The 19,560-nt window shown below is 72.2% G+C and carries 13 protein-coding genes; 8 read left to right on the top strand and 5 right to left on the bottom strand.

Translation table 11 applies throughout. From position 1 onward, the window contains the following. Nucleotides 1-38: 38 nt before the first annotated feature. Nucleotides 39-755, top strand: a complete 717-nt coding sequence (locus AAME72_RS14500; RefSeq protein WP_348787259.1) for a ferritin-like fold-containing protein — start codon at nt 39-41, stop codon at nt 753-755. Nucleotides 756-856: 101 nt separating this feature from the next. Here AAME72_RS14500 and AAME72_RS14505 read toward each other — a convergent pair whose 3' ends face one another. Both AAME72_RS14505 and AAME72_RS14510 read right to left on the bottom strand, forming a co-directional pair. Continuing rightward, nucleotides 857-1,159: a hypothetical protein gene (locus AAME72_RS14505; protein WP_348787260.1), complete on the bottom strand. Its 303-nt coding sequence runs from the start codon at nt 1,157-1,159 to the stop codon at nt 857-859. Between the two features lie 11 nt (nt 1,160-1,170). Beyond that, nucleotides 1,171-1,395 (bottom strand): DUF3107 domain-containing protein, encoded by a 225-nt coding sequence (locus tag AAME72_RS14510; RefSeq protein WP_348787261.1) that lies wholly within the window; start codon nt 1,393-1,395, stop codon nt 1,171-1,173. Between the two features lie 106 nt (nt 1,396-1,501). Between AAME72_RS14510 and AAME72_RS14515 the strand changes: the two genes are divergently transcribed. Together AAME72_RS14515 and AAME72_RS14520 are read left to right on the top strand one after the other, a co-directional pair. Next, complete coding sequence (locus tag AAME72_RS14515) at nt 1,502-4,636, top strand: ATP-dependent DNA helicase (RefSeq protein ID WP_348787262.1); 3,135 nt, start codon at nt 1,502-1,504, stop codon at nt 4,634-4,636. Nucleotides 4,637-4,667: 31 nt separating this feature from the next. Continuing rightward, nucleotides 4,668-7,991: an ATP-dependent DNA helicase gene (locus AAME72_RS14520; protein WP_348787263.1), complete on the top strand. Its 3,324-nt coding sequence runs from the start codon at nt 4,668-4,670 to the stop codon at nt 7,989-7,991. Between the two features lie 100 nt (nt 7,992-8,091). On the opposite strand, the gene AAME72_RS14525 is transcribed toward AAME72_RS14520, so the two are convergent. Then, nucleotides 8,092-9,147: a phosphotransferase gene (locus AAME72_RS14525; RefSeq protein WP_348787264.1), complete on the bottom strand. Its 1,056-nt coding sequence runs from the start codon at nt 9,145-9,147 to the stop codon at nt 8,092-8,094. A gap of 62 nt (nt 9,148-9,209) precedes the next feature. Here AAME72_RS14525 and nudC point away from each other — a divergent pair, with 62 nt between their 5' ends. Then, the gene (gene nudC / locus AAME72_RS14530; protein WP_348787265.1) at nt 9,210-10,232 is read left to right on the top strand and encodes an NAD(+) diphosphatase; all 1,023 of its coding nucleotides are present in this window, start codon (nt 9,210-9,212) and stop codon (nt 10,230-10,232) included. Further along, nucleotides 10,229-11,941 carry an ATP-dependent helicase gene (locus AAME72_RS14535; protein ID WP_348787266.1) on the top strand — a complete coding sequence of 571 codons (1,713 nt, stop codon included), beginning with the start codon at nt 10,229-10,231 and terminating at the stop codon, nt 11,939-11,941. The genes nudC and AAME72_RS14535 overlap by 4 nt, the downstream gene beginning before the upstream one ends. On the opposite strand, the gene AAME72_RS14540 is transcribed toward AAME72_RS14535, so the two are convergent. Together AAME72_RS14540 and AAME72_RS14545 are read right to left on the bottom strand one after the other, a co-directional pair. Further along, nucleotides 11,835-12,719: a hypothetical protein gene (locus AAME72_RS14540; RefSeq protein ID WP_348787267.1), complete on the bottom strand. Its 885-nt coding sequence runs from the start codon at nt 12,717-12,719 to the stop codon at nt 11,835-11,837. The two genes, AAME72_RS14535 and AAME72_RS14540, sit on opposite strands and share 107 nt — an antisense overlap. 77 nt (nt 12,720-12,796) lie before the next feature. Then, complete coding sequence (locus tag AAME72_RS14545) at nt 12,797-14,140, bottom strand: zinc-dependent metalloprotease (RefSeq protein ID WP_348787268.1); 1,344 nt, start codon at nt 14,138-14,140, stop codon at nt 12,797-12,799. Between the two features lie 168 nt (nt 14,141-14,308). Here AAME72_RS14545 and AAME72_RS14550 point away from each other — a divergent pair, with 168 nt between their 5' ends. Genes AAME72_RS14550 through AAME72_RS14560 form a run of 3 tightly spaced genes read left to right on the top strand, consistent with a single transcriptional unit; the run spans nt 14,309 to nt 19,407 of the window. Continuing rightward, a complete protein-coding gene (locus AAME72_RS14550; RefSeq protein ID WP_348787269.1) occupies nt 14,309-15,451 on the top strand; it encodes a PDZ domain-containing protein in 1,143 nt (380 codons plus the stop codon). 16 nt (nt 15,452-15,467) lie between these two features. Next, nucleotides 15,468-16,421, top strand: coding sequence for a glycerophosphodiester phosphodiesterase family protein (locus AAME72_RS14555; protein ID WP_348787270.1), 954 nt, complete (start codon nt 15,468-15,470; stop codon nt 16,419-16,421). Nucleotides 16,422-16,449: 28 nt separating this feature from the next. Next, a complete protein-coding gene (locus AAME72_RS14560) occupies nt 16,450-19,407 on the top strand; it encodes a UPF0182 family protein (protein WP_348787271.1) in 2,958 nt (985 codons plus the stop codon). Nucleotides 19,408-19,560: the final 153 nt, after the last annotated feature.

Consider the following 19,560-nt stretch of genomic DNA (forward strand, 5'->3'; position numbering starts at 1 on the left):
CCACAAGCCTACTGGACCTCCCCGTTACACTGCTGTACGTGACAACCTGGTTCACCCGTCGGCGCCCCCCTGTCGAGCTTCCCCGCCTCGCTGCGCGCGCGCCGAAGGCGCCCGCCGTCCGGGTCGACCTGCACGAGGTGATGCCCGACCTGCTGCCGTACCTCGGCCAGGCGGCGTACCTGCAGCTGGAGCAGTTCCAGACGCTGTCGACGGTCGCGGCGGCGGCGGAGGGGCTGAAGGCGACAGAGGCCGTCGCGGCGGCCGCGGGCCTCGCGCTCTCGAAGCACCAGGGGATCGTGGCGGAGATCCGCCGCAGGGGCGACGACCCGACAGAGGCGATGCGCCCGTTCGCGGTCGAGATCGAGGGCTTCCGGTCGACGCTCGTCGGCGCGGACTGGAGGGAGACGCTGCTCGCCGCCCTCATGACGGGCGGACTGCTCGACGACTTCTTCATCCGGCTGGCCGGCGGGCTGCCGGGCGACGTCGGGCCGCGCGTCTCCCAGCTTCTCGGCTCCGACTCCGGTCAGGACGCGCTGCTCGACATCCTGCGCGAGGAGATCGGCGCGGACCCGCGCCTGGCGTCGCGCCTGGCGATGTGGGGGCGCAGGCTCGTCGGCGACACCCTGCTGGTCGCGCGCTCGGCGCTGCACCTCTCGGGGAATGCCGCGACGGACGAGGAGCGGATCGAGCCGATCTTCACCGAGCTGATCGCTGCGCACACCCGGCGGATGGACGCGCTCGGCCTCACCGCCTGACGCGGGCGCCATCCGCTCCGGAGTTCTTCACGCAACACGCCGTGCGCGGGCGTGCTCAACTCAGGAGGCGATGGCGGCGGGAGGCGAGAACGCGCCCCAGCTCAGCGGACGACGGCGCCGCGGGCGAGCGTGTGCAGCAGCTTGTCGTCGTGGGCGTTGCGGACGCGTCCGATCACCAGGTCGGCGACGGCTGTGATCGCGATGGTCCCGAGCAAGGTGATCCACCAGATCCAGCCGCCGTCCCACTTCAGGCCCGCCCAGGTGAGGGCGACCCAGAGGATGCACGCGACGCTCACTCCGAGGGCCGGGATGAGAACGGAGCCGTGGGTGTGGCGGTTGGGGAGCAGGTAGCGCGCGGCGAGGCCGATGATGGCGCCGGCGAGCGCGACGAAGAGCAGTTCCACGAGACGGGAATCTAGCCGACGAAGCCGATGCGGCGCGACTCCTCCGTGCCGAGCTCCACGTAGGCGATGCCCGCGGTCGGCACGATGTAGTGCCGGCCCTTGTCGTCCGTGAGGCGCAGGATGCCGGTGCCGTCGGACAGGCCGGACTGCACCTGCTCTGCGAGCTCGTCGGCGGACTGCGCCGACTCGAAGCTGAGCTCGCGGGGAGCGTTGACGATTCCGATGCGGATCTCCACGTACGTACCTTTCGACGTCTCCGGCTGGTGTGAGTTCAGACTACGGCACACGGCTCTCCGGGTCCGGTCGCGTTCTCTGTCGGCGGACGCCCTTAGCGTGGATGACATGACCACCAGAGGCTTCCTCCCGCGCTCCGAGCGCACGGCGGGCGGCCTCGACGGCGCCGCAGCGGCGGGCGGCGACGCATCGCTCGACCCGTCGCAGGCGGAGGTGCTCGCCCTGCCGGACGGCACGTCCGCCGCCGTGCTCGGCGCGCCCGGCACGGGGAAGACGACGACCCTGGTGGAGGCGCTGGCCGAGCGGGTGCTGGTGCGCGGCTACGCGACGGGCGAGGTGCTGGCGCTCAGCGCATCCAGGGCCGCGGCGACCGCGCTCCGCGACCGCATCGCCCTCCGGCTCGGCGTGCCGACGCGCGGCCCGCTCGCCAGGACGGCGACCTCGCTCGCGTTCCAGCTCGTCGGCGAGCGGGCGCGACGGACGGGGGAGGAGCCGCCACGGTTGCTCACCGGCGGCGAACAGGACCAGATCGTCGCCGAGCTGCTCGCAGGGCACCTGGAGGACGGCACGGGACCGGTCTGGCCGGAGCCGCTCGGTCCCGAGGTGCGCACGCTGCGCGGCTTCCGAACGGAGCTCCGCGAGCTCATCGGGCGCTGTGCTGAGCGCGGGATCTCGCCGTCGCGGCTCTCGGAGCTGGGAGCGATCGCCGGACGGGACGAGTGGCGGGCTGCCGCGCGTTTCATCGCGGAGTACCAGGGCGTGCTCGACAGCTATCGCGGCGGGTTCGTGGACGCGGCGGAGCTCATCGCGTCGGCGGTCGCCGTCGTCGCCGGCGGCAGCGCGCTGGACGAGCTGCGGGTCGTCTTCGTCGACGACCTGCAGGAGGCCACCGTGGCGACGGTCGCGCTGCTGCGCGCGCTCGCGGCCCGCGGTGTCGCCGTGGTCGCGTTCGGCGACCCCGACGTGGCAGCGACGACGTTCCGCGGCGCGGAGGCGACGGCGCTCGGCCAGCTCGAGGGCAGGCTCGGCGTCCCGGTGACCCGCTTCGTCCTGTCGACCGCTCACCGGCAGACGCCAGCGCTGCGCGAGCTCACCGCCCGCGTCACCGAGCGCATCGGGACGGCGGCGGCCGGCGTGCAGCGGGTGGCCTCCGCCGGGCGCGAGGCCGACGGCGAGCGGCCGGAGGTGCTGGTGATCAGCGCGTCCTCCGCGCCGGCCGAGGCGGCGCGGCTCGCCCGCAAGCTGCGCGAGCGGCGGCTGCTCGACGGCGTGCCGTGGAGCGAGATGGCCGTCGTGGTCCGCAGCGGCGCGCACATCCCCGGCCTCGCCCGGGCGCTCGCTGTCGCCGAGGTGCCGACCACGACGAGCATCGCAGGCAGGGCGCTGCGCGATGATTACGCGGCGCGCCAGCTCATCCAGATCGCCGGTGTCCAGCTCGGCGCGGTCGAATTGACCCCGGAGACGGCCACCGAGCTGCTCCTCGGGCCGTTCGGCGGCCTCGACGGCGTGAGCCTGCGCCGGCTGCGACTGGCGCTGCGCCAGGAGGAGCTCGCGGGCGACGGCAACCGGTCGGGGGACGACCTCCTCGTCGACGCGCTGGCGACGCCTGCGCACCTGGCGACGATCGACTCCTCTCCGGCCCGACTGGCGGCTCGGCTGGCGGAGACGCTGCGCTCGGGGGCCGAGAAGGCAGGCGCAGGCGCCACCATCGAGGAGCTGCTCTGGCACGCCTGGGAGCGCAGCGGGCTCGCGGGGCGCTGGCTGGAGCAGTCCGAGCGCAGCGGCATCGTCGCGGACGAGGCGAACCGGCACCTTGACGGTGTCGTGGCGCTGTTCACCGCCGCCCGGCGCTTCGTGGAGCGCTACCCGGAGCGTCCCGCATCCGACTTCGTCGTCGAGCTGCTCGGCGCCGAGGTTCCGGAAGACACGCTCGCCGCGCAGACCGCGGGCGACGCCGTGCTCGTCTGCACCCCGAGCGCGACGGTCGGGCGGGAATTCGAGGTCGTGGCGGTCGCCGGCCTGCAGGAGAGCGTCTGGCCGAACCTGCGGCTGCGGGGCTCCCTGCTGCACCCGCAGGATCTCGAGGACGCGCTGGAGGGCCGGGAGACCGAGACGGCGGACGAGCGCGCGGAGGTGCTCGGGGACGAGCTGCGGATGTTCGCGCTCGCGGTGTCACGGGCGCGCGGTCAGGTCATCCTCACGGCCACCGCGAACGACGACGAGCAGCCCTCTCCGTTCCTGCGCCTGCCCGGCGATGTCGCCGTGGAGGACGTCGACGACGGCATCCACCCGCTGTCCCTGCGCGGGATGACCGGACGGCTGCGTCGCCGGCTGGTGACGACGGGTGCGCCGGACGCCGCGGAGGCGCTCGCCCGCCTGGCCGGCGCGGGTGTCGAGGGGGCGGACCCCGCGGAGTGGTACGGCCTCGCCGAGCCGTCGACCACCGAGCCGCTGGTCGACCTCGACGACGAGGAGGCGATGGTGAGGGTCTCGCCGTCGCGTCTCGCGACCTACGAGAAGTCGCCGCTGGCTTGGTTCGTGGACGAGATGGCCGCCTCGCCGAGCGGGCTCGCCGCGGGCATCGGCACGGTCGTCCACGCCGTCATGGAAGAGGCGGACGAAGCCGAGGACATCAGCGTCGAGAGCCTGTGGACGGGGATCGAGAAGCGCTGGGCCGAGCTCGCGTTCGAGTCGCCGTGGATCGAGGAGCGCGAGCGCCGGCGCACGCGCTCGCTCGTGGCCGGGGTCTCGGAGTACCTGCGCGACTTCGGCCGCGCGGGCGGGGAACTGCTCGGCTCGGAGGGCGAGTTCGTGCTGGAGCTCGGGCGTGCGCGCATCAGCGGCAAGATCGACAGGGTCGAGCGGACTCCGGACGGCACGGTCGTCATCGTCGACTTGAAGACCGGCAGGAGCGTGCCCAGCGCCGCCGAGGCCGCGGAGCACGCGCAGCTCGGCGCGTACCAGCTGGCGCTCGAGCACGGCGCGATCGCGAGCGCGGGCGACCTGCCGCCCGGAGGAGCCAAGCTGCTCTTCGTCGCGAAGGGCGTGCGCGGCAAGGCGTATCGCGAGGTCGCGCAGGAGCGGGTCGACGCCGAGGGCCTGGAGCGGCTGAAGGCGCGGGTCGCGGCGGCTGCGGCCGGGATGGCCGGGGCCGAGTTCGCGGCGGTCGTCGACCTGGGCGACAGGGACCCGCACGCGAAGTACGAGTACCGCATCCATCTGGTTCCGGCGGTCAGCGCATGAGGAACGGGCGGCACACGAGAGGAGGGCGGGCATGACGAACGAGGACGACATCCTGGAGCTGGCGGCGGAGTACGCCGACCTCGACCTGGTCGAGCGCGCCCTCTCGCTCTCCGAGCCGGAACCGGCTCCGCCCGCCCGGCCGCGTCGGGCGATCGGCGCGGCGGAGATCGCGGAGACCCTCGGCCTCCCGCTGCCGACGGCGCAGCAGCAGGCCGTGATCGAGGCGCCCCTCTCTCCGGCGATCGTCGTCGCCGGCGCGGGCAGCGGCAAGACCGAGACCATGGCGAACCGCGTGGTCTGGCTGCTCGCGAACGGGCACGTCCGGGTGCCGGAGATCCTCGGTCTCACCTTCACCCGCAAGGCGGCGGGCGAGCTGGCGGCCCGCATCCGCACGCGGATCGAGCAGCTCGTCGCCTCCGGCCTCACCGACGTGGAGTTCGATCCGTTCGAGGCGCCGGAGGTGGCCACCTACAACTCCTTCGCGAACGCCATCTTCCGCGAGAACGCGTTGCTGATCGGCCGCGAGCCGGAGTCCGCTGTGCTGAGCGAGGCGTCCGCGTGGCAGCTGGCGCGCCGCATCGTCGTCGCATCCACCGACGACCGACTCGTCGACCTCGACCGCAACGTCGACAGCGTCACCAGCGCCGTCCTGAGCCTCAGCAGGGCGTTGAGCGAGAACGTCGCCGAGGCCGCCGACGTCGCCCGGATGGTCGAGTCGTTCTCCCGCATCGTGGAGCTGCCCGTCGGCAAGACGGGCAAGAAGGAGCCGTACGCCTCGGTGCTGCGGGCGGTGGAGGCGGTCGGCTCCCTGCCGCCGCTGCTCGAGCTCGCGCAGGAGTTCGCCGAGGAGAAGCGCCGCCGCGGGTTCGTCGAGTACTCCGACCAGGTGGCGCTCGCCCTCGCGGTCTGCGAGCGGCTGCCCGCCGTCGTTGCCGACTACCGCCGACGCTACCGGGTGGTGCTGCTCGACGAGTACCAGGACACCTCGGTCGTCCAGACGCGCCTCCTCTCCACTCTGTTCGCGGGGGAGGCGGTGATGGCCGTCGGCGACCCGCACCAGTCGATCTACGGCTGGCGCGGCGCGAGCGCGGCCAACCTCGGCCGGTTCGCGACCGACTTCACCGGCGTCCCGCGCGGCGCGGACGAGTACGCGCTGAGCACCAGCTGGCGGAACCCGGCCCGCGTGCTCGACGCCGCCAACACGCTGGTCGCTCCGCTGTCCGCAGGATCGCCCGTGCACGTCGAGCTGCTTCAGCCCCGCCCTGGCGCCTCGACCGGCGAGCTGGATGCGGTCTTCGAGCAGACCGTCGCGGATGAGGCCGAGTCCGTCGCCGCCTGGCTGGGCAACCGGCTGAAGCGGCGGGACGCGGACGGCGCCTCGCCGTCCGCCGCGATGCTCTGCCGGTCGCTGAAGAAGATCGACGTCTTCACGGCGGCACTCGCGCGTCGCGGCATCCCGTACCACGTCCTCGGGCTGGGCGGTCTGCTGGAGCAGCCCGTGATCGCCGACCTCGTGAGCGCGCTCCGGGTGATGCACGACCCGACGGCGGGCTCCGAGCTGATCCGGTTGCTGACCGGCGCGCGCTGGCGGGTCGGGCCGAAGGACATCGCGGCGCTGCGCCGGGTCGCCTCGTGGCTCGCCGGGCGCGACCACCGCTTCCAGGAGCTCGACTCCGCGGTGCGGGACCGGCTGCGGAGGTCCGTCGCCGGCGAGGAGTCCGCCTCCCTGGTCGACGCGCTCGACTTCGTGGTGGAGGCGCCGGACGGCCACACCCAGCTCGCCGCCTTCAGCGCCGAGGGGCTGCGGAGGATGCGCGAGGCGGGCGGTCAGCTCGATCGGCTGCGCTCGCGCGTCGGCCTCGACCTGCTCGACCTGGTGACGCTCGTCCAGCAGGAGCTGCGGCTCGACATCGAGGTGGCGGCCAACGAGACCGCCCAGCTCGGGCAGGCGAGCCTCGACGCGTTCGCCGAGCAGGTGGCGTCGTACCTGGCGAGCGACGACCGCGCGACGCTCGGGTCGTTCCTCGCCTGGCTCGCCGAGGCGGAGCAGCGCGACAACCTTGCGCCGCGCAGCGAGGACGCGGAGCCCGGCACCGTGCAGATCCTCACCATCCACGGCGCCAAGGGCCTGGAGTGGGACGTCGTGGCGGTGCCGCGCATGGTCGACGGCGAGCTGCCGGGGCCGCCGCAGAGCCGAAAGGGCTGGCTGGCGTTCGGGCAGCTGCCGAACGAGTTCCGCGGGGACTCCGCCGAGCTGCCGGTGCTCGCGTGGCGGACCGCCGCCGATCAGCGCGAGCTCGACGCATCCATCGCGGACTTCGAGGCCGAGAACCTGGCGCGGCACCTGGACGAGCAGCGCCGCCTCATCTACGTGGCGGTGACGCGCGCCCGCGACAGCCTGCTGCTCGCCGGGTCGTACTGGTCGACGCAGACGCGCCCGCGCGGGCCGGGGGCGTACCTGCTGGAGCTGCAGGCCGCGGGCCTCCTCCCGGAGGACGCGTTCCCCGCGTGCGACGAGCCGGACGAGAACCCGCTCGCGCCCGCCTCCCAGCGGGTGACCTGGCCGCTGGATCCGCTCGGTGGCCGGCGGGACCGCGTGGTCGCCGCAGCCGAGGCCGTTCGGGCCGCCCAGGAGGCGGGCTCGGGGACGGGAGGCGTCTACGCGCGCGACCTGGACCTCCTGCTGGCGGAACGGGCGCGGCGCGCGGCGGAGGCGGGCCTCGTTGCGCTGCCCGCGCGCATCCCGGCGTCCCGGTTCAAGGACTTCGTCAGCGACCCCGCGGCCGTCGCCGCCCAGCTGCGCCGGCCGATGCCGGAGCGGCCCTACCGGCAGACGCGGCTCGGCACGCTGTTCCACCGCTGGGTGGAGGAGCGCTACGGGACGCCGGCCGGCGCGTCCGACGTGCTTGACGCGCACGGCACCGAGCTGGACGACCCGGCCGGCGAGGTGCTCGGGGCCGAGCGGCTGGCCGAGCTGCAGGCCACCTTCGCGGCGAGCGAGTGGGCGGGCAGGGCGCCGGAGGACGTGGAGCTCGAGATCCACGTGACGCTCGCCGGCCAGGTCGTCGTCTGCAAGCTGGATGCGGTCTACGCCGTGGACGACGGGGCGCACGACCGGCAGATCGTTGACTGGAAGACGGGAAAGGCGCCGCGCGACGCGGAGGACCTGGAGCGCAAGCAGCTGCAGCTCGCGCTGTACCGGCTCGCCTACGCGAAGCACACGGGGATCGACCCGGAGCGCATCGACGCGGTGTTCTACTTCGTCGCCGACGACGTGGTCGTCCGCCCGGAGCGCCTCTACACCGAACAGGAGCTCGTGGACCTCTGGTCCCGCGTCCTCACCCCTCGCCCCTGAGGCCGCCGAGCACAGGAAAAAGGTCGCGATTCCGGGTGGAACGCGACCTTTTTCCTGTGCTCGGCGGCCTTGGCGGCCGGCGGCCGGCCGGCGGCCTCGGTCAGGCGGTGGCGGAGTCGTCCTCGGTGACCGGGCGCATCCCGGCCGGGCGGGCGGAGGAGCGGTCGCCGGGGGTGCGGTCGAGCATGGCCTCGACATCGTCGATCGCGAGGATCGGGCCGGTCGCCGTCGAGAGCGGGTTCACGGTGTTGCTGTGCACCCGGTCGACCAGGCCGTCCAGCATCTGCACGGCGTCGTCGACGATGTGCTGGTCGCGCACCTCGCGGCCGTGCAGGAGCCAGCGCGCCACCTCCAGCTCCGCGTACAGCATCGCGCGCTGCGTGAACTGCCGGTCGGTCGCCACCTGGCGGGTGGAGGCGTAGGCGCCGAGCGCGCCGTCCGCGGCCTCCGGGTTCATCGCGAGTAGCCAGTGCAGGTCCCGCGCCGGGTCGCCGACGCGCAGCGCCGACCAGCCGAGCACGGCGGTCACGGTCTCGTCCTCGACGAGGAACGAGTCGGCGGTCAGGGCCCCGTTGATCACGGTCGGCTGGAACTGCCAGATCGAGTGGTCGGCGACGGCATCCCGCCAGCGGTCGCGGAGCGCGACCGGCAGCAGCCCGGTCGACGCGGCCGACTCGATCAGCGCCGTGGTGGAGCTGAGGCACTCGGCGGCGGAGAGGACGGGCAGCCCCGCCTCGCCGACGAAGCTGGTCGGCAGCGCATGGATGGCCGCGATGGCGTGGCCGATCGAGCCGGCGAGACCGTCGCCCGGAGGGACGTCCTCCACGGCGATGTGCTCGCCGGGCAGGAAGCCGTAGACGATGGCACGGGTGCCGCCGACCGGCGCCTGGCCGAGGAACTGCGGCACGTCGAAGGGGAGCCTGCTGCGGATGCCGGTGGTCAGCGCACGCAGCGCGACCAGGTCGGAGCTCTGCTCGGTCTCGGCCACCTGGGAGACGGGGACGCGCACGATCACCGTGTTCCCGTCGCGGGTGGAGAGCAGTGCGGAGTCGTACTCGCCGGCCCCGTCGGCGCTGTGGCCGCGCGTCCCGGAGACCGCGAGGTCGGGCACGGCCGAGGCGGCCAGCGCGGCTAGAGTGAGAGGGGATCTGGCCATGTCCCCTAGGCTAAACGGCCTTCCGCGCGCGGGCTGGTCCGCCACGCCTTGAAAGGATCTCCATGTCGTCCGCTCCGTCCTCCGCCCTGCCGTTGGCGGCCCTCCCGCTGTCGCGTCACGCCGTCGACCGGGACCACGCCGCGCGTTCTCGGCCGGCGCTGTTCGACGAGCTGTGGGAGGAGCCGGGCACGCGCGTGCTCGCGCTGTGGAAGGGACGAGCGCTGCTCACGCCGGAGAGCGTCGAGGCGGCGACCCCCGCCGGCGACGGCTGGAGCGCCCCCGACGCCGGACCCGCCGCCCTCGACCTGCTGCCCGTCGAGCGCGTGACGGCCGCCCTGATCCGGGTGTACCTCGGCCGCACCCTCGTGGATGCGCCGGGCGAGCCGGCCGGGACCGCTGTCGTCCTCGAGGTGCTCACCGACGCCGCCGCGCAGGAGCTGGAGCCGGACGAGGCGCGCTGGGGAAACCTCCGCACCGTCGCGACGGCGCTGAGCGACCGCGACGCCGGCCTCTTCACCGAGGCGCTCGCGATCGCGAACTGGCACGCCTCGCACACACACTGCCCGCGCTGCGGAACGCCGACCGTCGTCGAGCAGGCAGGCTGGGTGCGGCGCTGCTTCGAGGACGGCTCCGAGGTCTTCCCCCGCACCGACCCCGCCGTGATCGTGACCGTGCTGGACGCGGATGACCGGCTGCTGCTCGGCTCCAACGCGATGTGGGAGCACTCGCGCTACTCGCTGCTTGCCGGGTTCGTGGAGCCGGGGGAGTCGTTCGAGTCCGCCGTCGAGCGCGAGATCTTCGAGGAGGCGGGTATCCGCGTCGTGGATGCGCGCTACAAGGGCTCGCAGCCGTGGCCGTTCCCGGCGTCGGTGATGGTCGGAATGACTGCGCGGCTGGCGGACGACCAGTCGCCCACGGCGCTCGACCCCGACGGCGAGGAGATCCTTGACCTGCGCTGGTTCAGCCGTGACGAGCTGTGGGAGGCACGTGAGCAGATCATCCTGCCCGGCCGTTCCTCCATCGCCCGCGCGCTGATCGAGGACTGGTACGGCGGCTCGCTCGAGATGCCGCCGGCCGCGGCGTGAACGCCGAGTCCCTGCTCGCCGGCCTCGACGCTCAGCAGCGTGTCGCCGCGGAGGCGCTGTTCGGGCCGGTGTGCATCCTGGCGGGAGCGGGGACGGGCAAGACGAGGGCGATCACTCACCGGATCGCGTACGGGGTGGCCTCGGGAGCGTTCACACCCAACCGGGTGATGGCGCTCACCTTCACCAACCGCGCCGCCGCCGAGCTTCGCGGCCGGCTGCGTCAGCTGGGTGCAGGCGGGGTGTCCGCGCGGACCTTCCACGCCGCCGCGCTCGCGCAGCTGAACTACTTCTGGCCGCAGGTCGTCGGCGGTCAGCTGCCGTCCGTGCTCGACGGCAAGGGTCGCATCCTCGGCCACGCAGCGGAGAAGCTGTCGCTCCGGGTCGACACCGCGGCGCTGCGCGACGTGGCCGCCGAGATCGAGTGGCGCAAGGTGTCGGGGCTCAGCATCGACGAGTACGCCGCCGTCGTGGAAAGCCGCTCGCTGCCCGGCACGATGAAGCCCGAGCAGGCGGTCGACATGCAGCGCGCCTACGAGGAGCTGAAGGACGAGCGCAAGCAGATCGACTTCGAGGACGTGCTGCTGGTCTGCGCGGGGATGATCGAGACGGAGCCGTCGGTCGCCATGCAGGTGCGCGAGCAGTACCGGTTCTTCGTCGTCGACGAGTATCAGGACGTGTCGCCGCTGCAGCACCAGCTGCTCCAGCTCTGGCTGGGGACGCGGCGCGACCTGTGCGTCGTGGGCGACGCCAGCCAGACCATCTATTCGTTCGCGGGCGCGCGCAGCGAGTACCTGCTCGGCTTCGAGCGCGAGCACCGCGGGGCGACCGTCGTCCGGCTGGAGCAGAACTACCGATCGACGCCGGCCGTGATCGAAACGGCGAACCGGCTGATGCGCGGACGCCCCGGCGCGCTCACGCTGCACGCGGTCGCCACGCCGCGGCCGGGCGACGAGGTGCCGGAGGCGGAGGTGTTCGAGGACGACCGGGCGGAGGCGCGCGCCGTCGCGGAGCGGATCGCCACGGAGATCGCCGAGGGCACGAAGCCGGAGAGCATCGCGGTGCTGTACCGCGTGAACGTGCAGGCGGCCGCGCTCGAGCAGGCGCTCGGGGACCGTGGGATCAGCTACTCCGTCCGCGGCTCGAAGCGGTTCTTCGACCTGCCGGAGGTGCGCCAGGCGATCATGACCCTCCGCGCAGCGAGCGTCGCGGCCACCGATGAGCCGCTGTTCAAGTCGGTCAGCGATGTGCTCCGCACGCTCGGCTGGGCCGTCCAGCCGCCGGAGGGCCGCGGCTCGGTGCGTGCGCGCTGGGAGTCGCTGAACGCGATCATGGGGCTCGTCGACGAGATGCCGGAGGGCGCGACGTTCCGGCAGTTCACGGACGAGCTGCTCGCGCGGCAGGCCGGCCAGCACGAGCCGACGCTGTCCGCGGTGACGCTCGCGACCCTGCACGCCGCGAAGGGCCTGGAGTGGGACTCGGTGCACCTGATCGGGCTCAGCGAGGGGCTGGTCCCGATCAGCTACGCGACCGGGTTCGAGCAGATCGACGAGGAGCGCCGGCTGCTCTACGTCGGCATCACCCGGGCTCGCAAGCGGCTGCGCCTCAGCTGGTCGCAGCGCGGGAATCAGCCGGGCCGGCCCACGGGCCGTCAGCCGTCGCGGTTCCTGGCCGAGCTCGCACCAGCGGCGCGGGCGCAGCGGCGGGGCTGAGGCAGCCGCACTCGGGATGCGCCTCCCGCCGCTGCTCCGACCAGCGCAGCGTCCGGCGGTCGAACCGCATCGCGACACCGGTCGGCAGCGGACGGCCGTCTCGGCGCGCGAGCACCGCCCCGGCGGCCACGGACGACACCGCCCCGCAGGCCAGCTCGCTCTCGCCGGGCAGGGGACGCGCGTGCAGCTGAGCGGCGATCGCCGGCCAGGCCGGGTCGGCGTCGCGGCGGTGCAGGTCCCCGCAGCGCAGGCACGGGCCGTCGCCCGGCGTGACGAACGGCCCGACGTGCACGGCGCGGTCCCCGAACACCACGGGCAGGTGCGGCACATCCCGGCGCAGCCAGCGCTGGTGGCGGCGCGGTGCGACCGCGTACGGGGCGACCAGTACGGCGGCCTCGGCACCGTCGAGCGCGGGATCGTCGTCGTCGAGCCCTGCCCGCGCGTCGACGCCCGCATCGTGGAGCAGCGCGAGGATGCGCGCAGCCGTCGGCCCCGCTCCGTCCAGCACGACGAGGCCGGCGGGCCCCGTTCGAGGCCCGGCGGCGAGCACGGGGCTCAGCCTGGCGAGAAGTGCGTCCGCCGCCTCCGGCGCGGCTCCGCCCGCGGCGGCGATGGTGCGCAGAGTGTCACGGCTCGCGCCGCCGGCGAGGGCGGCGACCATCCGCTCTTCCGCGATGCTCGGGTCCTCCAGGACGATGTCCGGTGCCTCGACCCCGAACTGCAGGGCGCGCGGCGATCTCCACACGGGAGGACGGGACGGATCGAGCGCGTAGACCACTCCAGCATCCTGCCGCCTCCGGCCGCGCCCAGCCGGTTATCCACAGCCGCGACGGTGGAGACCGGAGACGCGGGCGCTCAGTCCTCGGTGGGGCGCTCCCTGTCATCGCGCAGCAGGTCCTCGATGGCCTGGTCGAGCTCGTCGCGCTCCGGCTCCTGCCCGGACGCCGCGGCGGTGAGCCGTGAGACGAGCGCGGACGGGTCGTCGAGGTCGGCGGCCTGCGGCAGCAGGTCGGGATGCGACCACAGCCGGTCGCGCGCCTCCGGGCCGACGGCGTCGGTCACCGCCTGCCACATCGCGGCGGCCTCGCGCAGCCGGCGCGGCCGCAGCTCCAGCCCGACCAGCGTGGCGAACGCGGACTCGGCGGGACCGCCGGACGCGCGGCGCCGGCGGACCGTCTCCGCGATCGCGTCGGCCTTCGGCAGCAACCGCGTCGCGCCGGCGGTGACGACGTCGACCCAGCCCTCGACGAGCGCGAGCACCGTCTCCAGCCGCTCCAGCGCCTCCTGCTGCTCCTCGGTCTTCGGCGGGATGAGCGCGCCGGAGACCATCGCCTGGCGCAGCTCCTCCGGGTTGGACGGGTCGAAGCCCTCGGCGAGCGACTCCAGACGGTCAGTGTCGATCGTGATGCCGCGCGCGAACGCCGTGATCTGGGTGATCAGCTGGAGCCGCAGCCACTTCGCGTGCCGGAAGAGCCGGGCGTGCGCGAGCTCGCGGACGGCGAGATACAGCTGCACCTGATCGGCCGGGATGTCGAGGCCGGAGCCGAACTCGTCCACGTTCTGGGGGAGGAGCGCGGCCGTGCCCTCCGGCAGCAGCGGGATGCCGATGTCGCCGCCGGAGACGACCTCCTTGGCGAGCTGGCCGACCACCTGGCCGAGCTGCATCGCGAACAGGGCGCCGCCGATCGAGCGCATCACCTGGCCGGCGTTCTGGATCATGCCCTGCATCTCCTCCGGCGCTTGCTCCGTGAGCACGCGGGTGAGCGCATCGGAGATGCTGAGCGCCACCGGTTCGGCCAGCTGGGTCCAGATCGGCATCGTCTGCCTCGCCCACTCGGCGCGGCCGATGAGCTCTGGGCTGCCGGGGAGCTCGGCGACCGTCGTCGCCTGATCCAGCCAGAGCGCGGCGACGTGGAAGGACTGTTCCATCGCCGCCCGCTCGGCGGGCGTGACGGCGTGCGCGCCGTCGGAGGCGAGGGCGCGCGCCTGCTGCTGGGCGAGATCCCAGTTGATGCCGCCGCCCGGGTTCATCAGGGCGTTCTGCAGCTGGCCGAGCAGCTGCTGGATGCTGGCAGGGTCGTTGGGCAGACCGGCCGCACCGGCGAGCTGCGACGGGTCGATGGACGAGTTCCCGGACAGGAACTCGCGCAGCATGTCCCGGAACTCGTCGTCCGGGTCCTTGTTCGGATCGTCGGCCATCGTGAGCGCCCCTCGTCTCGAAGTGTCTGCGCCGCGGTTTCATTACGGCTTTCCAGGCTTGCCATCTACGCTAGCTGCTGACAACCACGAGCCGGGTGGGAATCGCATCCCGGCAGCCTCACGGGCAGTGCGCCCTTGGCGAACACGACGCGAAGGACCCCACCAGACGTGACCCTCTTCACCGGAGACGAGACGCCATCGAGCCCGTCAGGACGCGGCGAACGGGTCGCCCCGCCCCGCCGCGTGGTCATCGGCTGGGCGGCCGTCGCGGTCGCCCTCGTGCTGTCGCTGGTGCTGGCACTCGCACCCGCTCCGTTCGTCATCGAACAGCCGGGACCGGTGTTCAACACCCTCGGAACCGACCAGAGCGTCGGCAGCGACCCGTCGAAGGATGCGAAACCGCTCATCTCGATCCCGGACAAGACGACCTACCCGACCTCCGGCTCCCTCGACCTGCTCACGGTCTCCGTCGTCGGCAACCCGGAGTCCCGGCCGAGCTGGTTCGAGATCGTGCGCGCCTGGTTCGACCCGAGCAGGGCCGTCCAGCCGATCGACGCCGTCTTCCCTCCGGGCACGACGACCGAGCAGTCGAACGCCCAGAACGCGGCGCTGATGGTCGACTCGCAGCAGGACGCGGTGGCGGCTGCGCTCAACCAGCTCGGCTACGAGTTCCCGCAGTCGGTCGCCGTCAAGCAGGTGATCGAGAAGACCCCTGCCGCCGCCGTGCTCAAGGAGGGGGACGAGATCACCAGCGTCAACGGCGACTCGGTGAAGAGCATCCAGGGTCTGCGGTCCCTGGTCGCGAAGAACGGAACGGACAAGCCGGCGGAGATCGGGATCGTCCGCGACGGCGCCGCATCCACCGTCTCGCTCACGCCGACCGAGGCGAACGGGCAGCCCGTGCTCGGCATCGGCGCCGGCATGGACTACACCTTCCCGTTCGACGTGAAGATCCAGCTGGACAACGTCGGCGGTCCGAGCGCCGGCCAGATGTTCGCGCTCGGCATCATCGACAAGCTGACCCCGGGCGAGCTGAACGGCGGCAAGCGGGTCGCGGGGACCGGCACGATCGACAACGCCGGCACGATCGGCGCGATCGGCGGCATCCGGCAGAAGATGTACGCGGCGCGCGACACCGGCGGCGCGTCGTACTTCCTCGCTCCCGCGTCCAACTGCGACGAGGTCACCGGTCACATCCCGGCCGGCCTGCACGTCTTCGCCGTCAAGACGCTGAGCGACTCCCTGAAGGCGCTGAAGGCCGTGAGCAGCGGCGGAAGCACGGCGTCCCTTCCCACCTGCCCGGCGTCGTGACACGGGGTCGCGCGAGATGGATGAGCAGCAGCCGCGTCGCACGCTCTCCCGTCGCGCCCTGATCGGCGGCGCCGTCGGCGTCGGGGCCGTCGCGATCGCCGGCGGCGGCGCGCTGGTGCTGCCGAGACTCTTCGAGGGGCCGGCGAGCGGCGTCCTCGCCGATCGGCTCGTCGCCTCCGGCGTGTTCACGGTCGCGCACCGCGGCGGCTCCCTCGACTGGCCGGAGATGTCCATGCTCGGTTATCGGAATTCGGTCGGGCTCGGGGTGGACGCGCTGGAGATCTCGCTCGCCCGCTCTTCCGACGGCGTGTGGTTCGGGCTGCACGACGCCACCCTCGACCGCACGTCCGGGACCAGCGGGTTCGTGGCATCCGAGCACACCTGGGACGAGATCCGGCGGCACCGGATCGGTGCCAAGGGGACGACCGACCCGTCGCAGCCGGCGCAGCCGTACCTCCGTTTCGAGGAGCTCGTGACGGCGTATGCGGCGACGCACGCGATCTTCGTCGACCCGAAGGTCGTGCCCGGCTCGCACTTCGACGAGCTGTTCGCCATGATGGCCGCGTCGCCGACCCCGAAGCGCACGTTCGTCGCGAAGGGATACTGCACGTCCGCCGAGTGGGCGCAGGCCGCCACCGCGCACGGCTACCGGACCTGGGGCTACTACTACGCGAGTGAGGTGCAGGCGGACCCCGACCTGCTGGGCCGCACCGAGGAGCTGTGGGACTGGCTCGGGCTGGACTACGGCGGCGCCGCCGAGGTCTGGCGTACGTTCGAGGCGACGTCCAAGCCGGTGCTCGCCCACGTCGTGCCGTCGGAGAGTGCAGCGGAGACGGCGCGGAAGCGGGGCGCGGCGGGGCTGGTCATCTCCGGCGTCAGGGAGGTGCTGGGCCATTCGGCGAACCCACAAGGGCCCCGCGGCGGGAGCGCAGCTTTCTCCAAGCGAGGCCACCCTAGGATGGTTCTCTGACCGCCACGCGAGAGCAAGAGGGCCACCCGTGACTTCAACAGCTGCAGTTCGACCAGCAGGACGCCGTCGTGCGGCCGTCTGGATCACCCTGGGGGTGATCGTCGCTCTCATCATCCTGTTCTTCGTTTTCGCCGGCCTGTATGCGGACATCCTCTGGTATCAGCAGCTCGGCTTCCTGAACGTGCTGACCACGCAGTGGTTCGCGGGCATCGCGATGTTCTTCATCGGATTCCTCGGCATGGCGCTGCCGCTCTGGCTGTCCATCCAGCTCGCGTACCGGCTGCGTCCGGTCTACGCCAAGCTGAACACGCAGCTCGACCGCTACCAGCAGGTCATCGAGCCGCTGCGCCGGCTCGCCATGTACGGCATCCCGATCGTGTTCGGCATCTTCGCCGGCGTCTCCACCGCCAGCCGCTGGCAGACCGCGGCGCTCTGGCTGAACGGCACGTCCTACGGCAAGACCGACCCGCTGTTCCACCTCGACATCGGCTTCTACCTGTTCGCGCTGCCCTTCTACCGCAGCGCCGTCGGGTTCGCCTCGGCCGTCGTGCTGATCTCGCTGATCGCGACGCTCGCCACCTGCTACCTCTACGGCTCCATCCGGATCAGCGGGCGCGAGGTGCGCATCTCCAAGTCCGCCCGCGTGCAGATCTCGATCGTTGCGGCGCTCTACCTGCTCCTGCAGGGCATCAGCATCTGGCTGGACCGCTACGCGACCGTCACCGACTCCAACGTCAACGACCTGGTGAACGGCGCCGCGTACACGGACGTCAACGCGACGATCCCCGCGCGGGCCGTGCTCGCCGGCGCCGCCGTCTTCGTCGCGATCCTCTTCATCGTCACCGCGTTCGTCGGCCGCTGGCGCTTCCCGATCGTCGGCACCGCGCTGCTGATCGTCGCGGCGATCGTCGTCGGCGCGGTGTACCCGTGGGTCATCCAGAAGTTCCAGGTCGACCCGAGCCAGAAGACGCTCGAGACGCCGTACATCCAGGACTCGATCAACGCGACCCGGGATGCGTACGATCTGAGCGACATCCAGGTGATCCCGTACAACGCCACGACGGACGCGCAGCCGGGCGCGCTCCGCAAGGACGCCCAGACCACCGCGCAGATCCGCATCATCGACCCCGCCGTCGTCAGCCCGTCGTTCCAGCAGCTGCAGCAGTTCCGGCAGTACTACTCGTTCCCGCGCAACCTCAACGTCGACCGCTACGAGGTCAAGGGCAACGAGCAGGATGCGGTGGTCGCCGTCCGCGAGCTCAACCAGGACGGCCTCACCAGCCGCAGCTGGTTCAACGACACCGTCGTGTACACGCACGGCTACGGACTGGTGGCCGCGTACGGCAACCAGCGCTCCAGCGACGGCCAGCCCGTGTTCATGGAGTCGGGCATCCCGGTGCAGGGCAACCTCGGCGAGTACGAGCCGCGCGTGTACTTCGGCCAGAAGTCGCCGACCTATTCGATCGTCGGCGCGCCGAAGGGCAGCAAGTCCGTCGAGCTCGACTACCCGGGCGGCGAGAACGACGCCCAGCAGACGTACACCACCTTCAGCGGCAACGGCGGTCCGAAGCTGGACAACGTGTTCAGCCGGCTCGTCTACGCGCTCAAGTTCCAGGACGAGCAGATCCTGCTCTCCGACGCGGTGAACAGCGACTCGCAGATCCTCTACGACCGCGACCCGATCAAGCGCGTTCAGAAGGTGGCGCCGTACCTCACGCTCGACTCGCAGGCCTACCCGGCGGTCGTGGACGGCCGCATCAAGTGGATCATCGACGGCTACACGACCAGCGACCAGTACCCGTACTCGCACGTGGGAAGCCTCACCGACGCCATCGCGGACACCGAGACGCCGAAGCCGGCGTACGCCTTCGACGACATCAACTACATCCGCAACTCGGTGAAGGCGACGGTCGACGCCTACGACGGCTCGGTCACGCTGTACGCGTGGGACGCGAAGGACCCGATCCTGAAGACCTGGCAGAAGATCTTCCCGACCACGGTCAAGCCGGTCAGCGACATGAGCGCCCAGCTGCTCAGCCACGTCCGCTACCCCCAGGACCTGTTCAAGGTGCAGCGCTCGGTGCTCGGCCAGTACCACGTGACGGATGCCGGTTCGTTCTACTCGCGTGAGGACGCCTGGACCACCCCGAACGACCCCACGTCGTCGCCGAGCGATCCGACGCTGCAGCCGCCGTACTACCTGACGATGCAGATGCCCGGCCAGGAGTCGCCGACGTTCTCGCTGTACTCCACGTTCATCCCGCAGGCGGCGGGCGACTCGTCGAGATCGGTGCTGAAGGGCTATCTGGCGGTGGACGCGGACGCCGGGGCGTCGAAGGGGAAGGTCGCCTCGGGGTACGGCAAGCTCAGGCTCCTGTCGCTTCCATCGAGCGACACGGTGCCAGGGCCCGGTCAGGTGCAGAACAACTTCGACTCCGACCCGGCGGTCTCTCAGGCGCTCAACCTGCTGAGACAGGGCAAGACCGAGATCATCAACGGCAACCTGCTCACGCTGCCGGTCGGCGGCGGCCTGCTCTACGTGCAGCCGGTGTACGTCAAGTCGACGGGTGAGACGAGCTATCCGCTGCTGCAGAAGGTGCTGGTCTCCTTCGGCGACCAGATCGCCTTCGAGGACACCCTCGACCAGGCGCTGGACCAGCTGTTCGGCGGCGACTCGGGAGCGACGGCCGGCGACAACAACGTCCCGTCCACCGGCGGCTCCGGCGGCTCCGGCGGTTCGGGAGGCACGGGCGGCTCGGGCGGCTCAGGCTCGACCGGCGGCGGTTCCGGCTCCACGGGCGGCGAGCAGAACAACGCGGCCCTGCAGCAGGCGCTGCAGCAGGCCAAGCAGGCGCTCGCCGACCGCCAGGCGGCGCTGAAGGCCGGTGACTGGGCGGCGTACGGCGTCGCGGACCAGAAGCTCCAGCAGGCGCTGGCGGCCGCACTCGCCGCCGAGGGGAGCGGTTCGACGGCCCCCAAGAAGTAGCTCTCGTCAGACGAAACGGCCCGCACCGCTCGGTGCGGGCCGTTTCGTATGCTCGGCGGCCGTGCGAAGTGCCGGCACGAAGACCGCGGAGAGCGTTCCAGTGCGAAAAAGAAGCCCGAACGTCTTGCGCAGACTTTGATTGTCTACTTTACT

The sequence above is a fragment of the Leifsonia sp. NPDC080035 genome, assembly GCF_040050925.1.
Classification (GTDB): Bacteria; Actinomycetota; Actinomycetes; order Actinomycetales; family Microbacteriaceae; genus Leifsonia.